Origin of the sequence: Thiobacillus sp. SCN 63-57 (assembly GCF_001725555.1) — a bacterium.
GTDB lineage: Bacteria > Pseudomonadota > Gammaproteobacteria > Burkholderiales > Thiobacillaceae > Thiobacillus.
This window is the reverse complement of sequence record NZ_MEGP01000053.1, coordinates 1-8,061: the sequence shown is the minus strand read 5'-3', so window position 1 is coordinate 8,061 and position 8,061 is coordinate 1. Positions and strand designations below refer to the sequence as shown.

At 64.2% G+C, this 8,061-nt stretch carries 6 protein-coding genes, 1 tRNA gene and 1 pseudogene; all 8 read right to left on the bottom strand.

The window, feature by feature from the left end:
* The coding region (pnp, locus tag ABT23_RS14500; protein WP_296636845.1) for a polyribonucleotide nucleotidyltransferase at positions 1 to 1,333 on the bottom strand (1,333 nt) is incomplete at its 3' end.
* Positions 1,334 to 1,472: 139 nt separating this feature from the next.
* Positions 1,473 to 1,742 carry a 30S ribosomal protein S15 gene (gene rpsO / locus ABT23_RS14495; RefSeq protein WP_296636843.1) on the bottom strand — a complete coding sequence of 90 codons (270 nt, stop codon included), beginning with the start codon at positions 1,740 to 1,742 and terminating at the stop codon, positions 1,473 to 1,475.
* A 90-nt stretch (positions 1,743 to 1,832) separates the two neighbouring features.
* Positions 1,833 to 2,768 carry a tRNA pseudouridine(55) synthase TruB gene (gene truB / locus ABT23_RS14490; RefSeq protein WP_366367036.1) on the bottom strand — a complete coding sequence of 312 codons (936 nt, stop codon included), beginning with the start codon at positions 2,766 to 2,768 and terminating at the stop codon, positions 1,833 to 1,835.
* On the bottom strand, positions 2,726 to 3,100 hold the full coding sequence (rbfA, locus tag ABT23_RS14485; protein WP_296636838.1) for a 30S ribosome-binding factor RbfA: 375 nt from the start codon (positions 3,098 to 3,100) through the stop codon (positions 2,726 to 2,728). Before rbfA ends, truB begins: the two co-directional genes overlap by 43 nt.
* An 81-nt stretch (positions 3,101 to 3,181) precedes the next feature.
* The gene (gene infB, locus ABT23_RS14480) at positions 3,182 to 5,941 is read right to left on the bottom strand and encodes a translation initiation factor IF-2 (RefSeq protein ID WP_296636836.1); all 2,760 of its coding nucleotides are present in this window, start codon (positions 5,939 to 5,941) and stop codon (positions 3,182 to 3,184) included.
* 17 nt (positions 5,942 to 5,958) lie between these two features.
* Positions 5,959 to 7,385: pseudogene (gene nusA, locus ABT23_RS14475) on the bottom strand (transcription termination factor NusA).
* A gap of 21 nt (positions 7,386 to 7,406) precedes the next feature.
* Positions 7,407 to 7,835 carry a ribosome maturation factor RimP gene (gene rimP, locus ABT23_RS14470; protein WP_296636833.1) on the bottom strand — a complete coding sequence of 143 codons (429 nt, stop codon included), beginning with the start codon at positions 7,833 to 7,835 and terminating at the stop codon, positions 7,407 to 7,409.
* Positions 7,836 to 7,968: 133 nt separating this feature from the next.
* Positions 7,969 to 8,055 (bottom strand) — tRNA-Leu (locus ABT23_RS14465).
* Positions 8,056 to 8,061: the final 6 nt, after the last annotated feature.

Sequence of the window (8,061 nt, the reverse complement as noted above, 5' to 3'; positions counted from 1 at the left end):
CGCACACCGAGGCCATCGACGACGAGCCGTTGGACTCGGTGATTTCCGACACCACGCGCATGGTGTAGCCGAACTCTTCCTTGGTCGGCAGCACCGCCAGCAGCGCGCGCTTGGCCAGACGGCCGTGGCCGATCTCGCGGCGCTTGGGCGAACCCACGCGGCCGGTTTCGCCCGTGGCGTAGGGGGGCATGTTGTAGTGCAGCATGAAGCGGTCGGAGTAGGAGCCTTCCAGCGCGTCGATGGTCTGCTCGTCGCGCCCGGTGCCGAGCGTGGTGACGACCAGTGCCTGGGTCTCGCCGCGGGTGAAGAGGGCGGAACCGTGGGTACGCGGCAGCACGCCGGTGCGGATGGTAATCGGGCGCACGGTGCGGGTGTCTCGGCCGTCGATGCGCGGCTGGCCGGACAGGATGCGGTTGCGCACGACGCTGGCTTCCAGGCGGTGGAAGGCGTCCTTGACGTGATTCTGCGCGACAGTGTCCATGTCGGCAGTGATCAGTTCGGCGAAGGCCTTGCTGCGGACTTCGTCGACGGCGGTCATGCGCGCCTGCTTCTGCTTGATGTTGTAGGCCTGCTGCAGACCGTCCTCGGCCAGGGCCTTGAGGCGTTCCACCATCGCCGTATCTTCGGCGAGCGGCTGCCAGTCCCAGGCGTCGGCGCCGGCTTCGTCGGCCAGCTCGTTGATCGCGTTGATCGCCGCCTGCATCTGGGTATGGCCGAACACGACGGCGCCCAGCATGATGTCTTCGGGCAGTTCCATGGCCTCGGACTCGACCATCAGCACGGCGGTCTCGGTGCCGGCGACGACCAGGTCGAGCGCCGAATTCTTCAACTCGGAGTTGGTCGGGTTGAGCACGTATTCGCCGTTGATGAAGCCGACGCGCGCCGCGCCCACCGGACCGTCGAACGGCAGGCCGGACAGGGACAGCGCGGCGGAGGCGCCGATCAGCGCGGGAATGTCTGCGCTGACTTCGGGATTGGACGACATCACGGTGGCGATGATCTGCACTTCATTGAAGAAGCCTTCGGGGAAGAGCGGACGGATCGGGCGATCGATCAGGCGCGAGATCAGCGTTTCGCCTTCGGACGGACGACTTTCGCGCTTGAGGAAGCCGCCGGGGATGCGGCCGGCGGCGTAGGTTTTTTCCTGGTAATCGACGGTCAGCGGAAAGAAATCCTGGCCCGGCTTGACTTCGTTCTTGGCGACGACGGTGACCAGTACCACGGTGTCGTCAACGTTGACGATGACGGCGCCGGAGGCCTGGCGGGCGATTTCGCCGGTTTCCAGCGTGACCTGGTGGCGGCCGTAGGTGAAAGTTTTCTTGATAGCGCTCACACGAGTTCCTTTCAAAGCAAAAACGCCCCGCAGAAGCGGGGCGTGCGAAATTCAGGGGGCAATACGCCCCATCCACAGCTCTGATACAGACAGCGCCGGTGCAGCAGGGTGCCGGATCATCACAGTGGCTCTGCAGGGATTACTTGCGCAGACCGAGGCGATCGATCAGGGTCTTGTAGCCTTCGAGGTTGGTGCGCTTCAGGTAGTCGAGCAGCTTGCGGCGGCGGCTCACCATCTTCAGCAGACCACGACGCGAGTGGTGATCCTTGATGTTGGCCTTGAAATGGCCGGTCAGGTCGTTGATGCGAGCCGTCAGCAGGGCAACCTGCACTTCGGGCGAGCCGGTGTCGGCGGCGGCGCGTTGGTAATCCTGGACGATTTGCGCTTTTTGCGCGGTATTCACAGCCATGGTGTACTCCTTTGAAATCGCGTGGCCTGCGGCTGAGCGGGACACGTTCGGGGGGAAACCGCGTATTTTACGTGGAAAGAGGCGTGCAACTCAAGTCTGTTGGGTGGCGATCAGACGTCGCGGCACCAGCTGGCCATTGTTGGCGTCGGCGAGGCCGAGGAAGGCGTGCGGCGGCGCATACACGCGCATGAGCCCCGCACGCGCGTCCGGGTGCAGGACGCTGCGTCCCTGGCACAAGCTCAAGGCGCCGGCAGCATCGAGCTGGACGGCAGGCAGGTGCATCACCAGGCAGTCTGCGGGCAACAGCAGGGCGTGGCGCTGGCTGGCGTCGAGCGCGTCCAGATCCGTCAGTGCGTGGGCCTGATCCAGGCTGAACCCGCCGGCTGCGGTGCGCGTCAGCGCGGTGAGGTGGGCGCCGCATCCCAAGGCGGCGCCGATATCCTGCGCCAGGGTACGGATATAGGTGCCCGCCGTGCATTGCACGTCCAGCACTACGCGCGGCGGAGCGCATTCAATCATCTCCAGGGCGCGGATCGTGACCTTGCGCGGCGGGCGTTCGATTTCGATCCCGGCGCGGGCATATTCGTAAAGCGGGCGCCCCTGATGCTTGAGCGCCGAGTGCATGGGCGGGATCTGCTCGATCTCGCCCAGGAAGCGCGGCAGCACCGCGGCAATGTCGTCGCAGCCGACCGCCACCTCACGCGTGTCGAGCACCTCGCCTTCCGGATCGCCGGTTGAGGTGGTGACGCCCAGTTGCAGCACGGCGCGATAGCGCTTGTCGGCGTCGAGCAGGTAGGCGGAAAACTTGGTGGCTTCACCGAAACACAGCGGCAGCAGGCCATCGGCGAAGGGGTCGAGGGTGCCGGTGTGTCCCGCCTTTTTGGCGTTGAGCAGCCACTTGGCTTTTTGCAGCGCGGCGTTGGAGGTAATGCCGACCGGCTTGTTCAGCAGCAGCACGCCATCGACGATCTGGCGGACGGGTTTCACTCGTCTTTCGGGTGTTTGGCGTCTTCGGCGACGGCCGATTCGATCAGTTGGGTGAGTTCGATGCCGCGTTCGACCGAGCGGTCGTACACGAAGGTCAGCTTGGGCACCACGCGCAGCTGCATGCGGTGCGACAGCTGCGACCGCAGGAAGCCGCTGGCGCGCTGCAGGCCCTGCAGGCAGGCGTCATGCTCGGCCTGGCCGCCCAGCGTGGTGAAGTAGACCTTGGCGAACTCCATGTCGCGGTTGACCTCCACCTCGGTGATGGTCAGCATGCCGACGCGCGGATCCTTCACTTCCTGCCGGATCAATTCCGGCAGTTCGCGCTGGATCTGGTCGGCGACGCGGCGTGCTCTGGGAAAGTCCTTCGGCATAAATAGGGGTAGGAGTGAGGGGTAAGGGGTGAGGAATGGAGTGAGCGCCTAATGCCTCACCCTTCACCCCTCACCATTACATTACAGCGAGCGCGCGACTTCCACCACTTCAAACACTTCGAGGATGTCGCCTTCCTGGATGTCGTTGAAGTTCTTCAGCGAGAGGCCGCATTCGAAGTTGGCCTTGACTTCCTTGACGTCGTCCTTGAAGCGCTTGAGCGAATCGAGTTCGCCCTGGTGGATCACGACGTTGTTGCGCAACACGCGTACGCCGGCGTTGCGCTTGATCATACCATCCGTCACATAACAGCCGGCAATGGTGCCGACCTTGGAGATGACGAATACCTGGCGGACTTCCACCGTGCCGATGACCGATTCCTTCTTCTCGGGCGCCAGCATGCCGGATAGCGCAGCCTTCACCTCATCCACGGCTTCGTAGATGATGTTGTAGTAGCGGATGTCCACGCCGCTGGATTCGGCCAGCTTGCGTGCCGTCGCATCGGCGCGCACGTTGAAGCCGATCAGCACCGCCTTGGAGGCGAGCGCCAGGTTGACGTCGGATTCGGTGATGGCGCCGACGCCGCTGTGGATGATGTTGACCTTGACCTCGTCGGTCGACAGCTTGCCCAGCGCATGCGCCAGGCCCTCGTAGGAACCCTGCGTGTCGGACTTGAGAATGATGGGCAGATGCTGCACTTCGCCCTGGCCCATCTGTTCGAACATCGATTCCAGCTTGGCGGCCTGCTTTTTCGCCAGTTGCACGTCGCGGAACTTGCCCTGACGGAACAGCGCGATTTCGCGCGCCTTGCGTTCGTCCGGCAGCACCATCATGTCCTCGCCAGCCTGTGGCACATCGGACAGACCCTGGATTTCCACCGGGATCGAAGGACCAGCTTCGGTTACCGTCTTGCCTGCCTCGTCCAGCATGGCGCGGACACGGCCGAATACCTGGCCGGCCAGCACCATGTCGCCGCGACGCAGCGTGCCGGATTGCACCAGCAGCGTGGCGACCGGGCCCTTGCCCTTGTCCAGGCGTGCTTCGATGACGAGACCTTTGGCGGGACCATCGGAGGCTGCCTGCAGTTCCAGCACTTCGGCCTGCAACAGGATGGCGTCGAGCAGGCCGTCGATGTTGGTGTTCGCTTTCGCCGAGACTTCGACGAACTGGGTGTCACCCCCCCATTCTTCGGGCGTGACGCCCTGCGCGACGAGTTCCTGGCGGATGCGTTCCGGGTTGGCCTCGGGTTTGTCGATCTTGTTCACCGCCACCACCAGCGGCACGTTGGCCGCCTTGGCGTGGTGGATGGCTTCGATCGTCTGCGGCATGACGCCGTCGTCCGCTGCCACGACCAGCACCACGATGTCGGTCGCCTTCGCGCCGCGCGCCCGCATCGCCGTAAACGCTTCGTGACCCGGGGTGTCGAGGAAGGTGATAACGCCTTTCTCGGTCTCGACGTGATAGGCGCCGATGTGCTGGGTGATGCCGCCGGCTTCACCGCTCGCCACGCGAGTGCGGCGAATGGTGTCGAGCAGCGAGGTCTTGCCGTGGTCGACGTGGCCCATCACCGTGACGACCGGTGGGCGGGCGTGCATTTCCACTTCGCTCGTCTCGCCCGTGTCGATCAGGAAGGCTTCCGGCGTATCGAGCGCGGCCGGCTTGCCAATGTGGCCCATTTCCTCGACCACGATGATGGCCGTTTCCTGGTCGAGTACCTGGTTGATCGTCACCATGCTGCCGAGTTTCATCAGCGCCTTGATGACTTCGGCGGCCTTCACCGACATCTTGTGGGCCAGTTCGGCGACCGTAATGGTTTCAGGCACCAGTACTTCGCGCACGATCGGCTCGGTCGGCGCCACGAAGGTGGTTTCTTCATGGCCGGATTTGGATTTGCCCTTGCGGCCGCGCCAGCCTGCGTCAGGCGCAGCGCCGCCCCGGGTCTTGAGTCCGCCCTTGCGGCGTGCGGCCTCGTCCTTCCAGGTGCCGCCGGCTTTCTTGTCCGGACCTTTGGCGCCTTTGGCTGCGCTGGGTTTGTCTGGCTTGTGCAGCGTCTTTTCCGTCGGTGCGGCGGGGGCGGCAGGCGCAGCGGCTTTCTGGGCTTCCGCTAGCTTGGCGGCTTCGCGTGCGGCTTCGGCCTGCTTGCGCAGGGCTTCGCGTTCGGCGCGAGCCCGCGCATCCGCAGCCTGGCGTTCCTGCAGCGCTTGATGGCGGCGCGTCTCTTCTTCGCGCGCCTTGACTTCGGCTTCGTTGAGGATCGAGGCCTTCTTGATGCGAGTGGTTTTTTTCACCACCGGTGCAGGCTCTGCAGCGGTCTCGGCGACCGCAGGCGGCACGGCTTCGGTGACCGGCTCGGGGGCGGCAGCGGGCTCGACAGCAACAGGCTCAGCCTCGACGGCCGCAGGCGGCGCGGCTTCAACGACCGGCTCGGGGGCGGGGGCTTCGACCTTGCGCTCTGCCACAGGCTGGGCCGGCACCTCGACCTGCGGAACAGGCGGAGTTTCGGCGGCCGGCTCGGCGACCGGCTGGGCTTCAGCTGCCAGTGCGGCGGCATCGCGCTTGACGTAGGTGCGCGACTTGCGCGTTTCCACCGTGATGGTGCGCGACTTGCCGGTGCTGTCGGTCTTGCGGATTTCACCGGTCTGCTTGCGCGTGATGGTGATCTTGGTCTTGCCGGTCTCGGTGCCGCCACCGTGCATCTTGCGCAGGTAGTCGAGCAGGTGTACCTTGTCCGCTTCCGTGACGGAGTCGATTACATCGTTCTTGTTGACGCCCGCCGCCTTCAGCTGTTCAAGCAACAGTTGGGGCGGCAGTTTCAGTTCCTGGGCAAATTGTTCAACGTTCATGCAGTCCTCGTGGCGTATCAGCCTTGGGCGAACCAGGGCGCGCGTGCGGCCATGATCAATTGTTTGGCACGTTCGGCATCCATGGCGGCCATTTCGGTCAGCTCATCGACGGCCAGCTCGGCCAGATCCTCGGTGGTGTGGACGCCCTTGCTGGCGAGCGTGCGTGCGGTTTCGGCATCCATGCCCTCGAGCGACAGCAGGTCGCCTGCAGAAGCCTCGACCTGCTCCTCACCGACGATGGCGGCGGTCAGCAGGGCGTTGCGAGCCCGGTTGCGCAGTTCGTTGACCAGGTCTTCGTCGAAGGCCTCGATCTCGAGCATCTCGTTGAGCGGCACATAGGCGACTTCTTCCAGCGTGGAGAAGCCTTCGTCGACCAGGATCTGGGCGACCTCCTCGTCCACATCGAGCTTCTCGATGAAGAGCGCGAGCGTCTTGCCGCTTTCGGCCGACTGTTTCTCTTCGGCCGTTTCGCGCGACATGATGTTGAGTTCCCAACCGGTCAGTTCGGATGCCAGGCGCACGTTCTGGCCGCCGCGGCCGATCGCCATCGCCAGTTGCTCCTCGTCGACCACGACGTCCATGCTGTGCTTGTCCTCGTCGACGACGATGGAGCTGACTTCGGCTGGCGCCAGGGCATTGATGACGTATTGGGCGGGGTCGGCCGACCAGTGGATGATGTCGACGCGTTCGCCGGCGAGTTCGTTGGTCACCGAAGTGACGCGCGAACCGCGCAGGCCGATGCAGGTGCCGATCGGGTCGATGCGCGGGTCGTGCGAGACGACGGCGATCTTGGCCCGGAGGCCGGGGTCACGGGCGGCCGCCTTGATCTCCAGCAGGCCTTCCTCGATCTCGGGCACTTCGAGCTCGAACAGCTTCATGATGAATTCAGGCGCGGTGCGCGACAGCACCACCTGCGGGCCGCGGGCGCCGCGGTCGATGCGCAGCAGATAGGCGCGCACGCGGTCGCCAACGCGCAGGTTCTCGCGCGGGATCATCTGGTCGCGGTGCAGGAAGCCTTCGACGCGCCCCGATTCGATGATCGCGTTGCCGCGGTCGATGCGCTTCACTACGCCGTTGACGAGATGTTCCTTGCGGGCGAGGAAGTCGCTGATGATCTGCTCGCGCTCGGCGTCGCGGATCTTCTGCAGGATGACCTGCTTGGCGGCCTGGGCGCCTCGATGTCGGGAATCTTGTCCTGGGCGTCGATCAGCAGGATCTGGTAGCCCTCGGACTCCAGATCGGCTTCGGTCACGACCTGCCAGCGGCGGAAGGATTCGTAGTCGCCGGTCTCGCGGTCGATCGACACGCGCACGTCGGATTCTTCCTTGAAGCGTTTCTTGGTGGCGGAGGCGAGCGCCTGCTCCAGCGCTTCGAACACCACCTCTTTGTCCACGTTCTTTTCGCGAGCCAGCGCATCGGCCAGCATCAACATTTCACGGCTCATATTCCCTCCAGCCTGCCTTGCCTAAACCATGGGTTTCAGACGGGCAGCATCCACATTTCTCAAGTCGACCGACACTTCCGAGCCGTCGACGATCAATTTCACCAGTTCACCATCCAGGCCGACCAGCTGGCCGCTCAGGCGGCGCCGGTTGTCCATCGGCACCCGCAATTTCAGCGTCACCGGCTCGCCGGCGAAGCGCGCATAGTCCTGCGGCTTGACCAGCGGCCGGTCGAGACCGGGGGAGGACACCTCCAGCCTGTCGTAGTCGATGTTCTCGACCGTGAACAGGTGGGTCAGGTGATTGCTCACCGCGACGCAGTCGTCGATCGTGATGCCGCCCGGCTTGTCGATGAAAATCCGGATCAGACCTCGCCCGGCGCGCTCCAGCATCACCAACTCGTAACCGAGTCCGGCAAGTACAGGCTCCAGGCGGGTGGGCAGATCCATCATCGCAAATCCATTGTTGTGCCGCTGTACGACCCGGTCAGGACGTGGCGCAGCACAAATAAAAAATGGGCGAACCGCCCATCGTGTTAATAATAAAGCGCAAAAATTATACCACTCGGGCCGGTGAACCGGAAGGTGGTGCCCGGAACCGGAATCGAACCGGTACGCCATCGCTGGCGAGGGATTTTAAGTCCCTTGTGTCTACCAATTTCACCATCCGGGCAAAGCG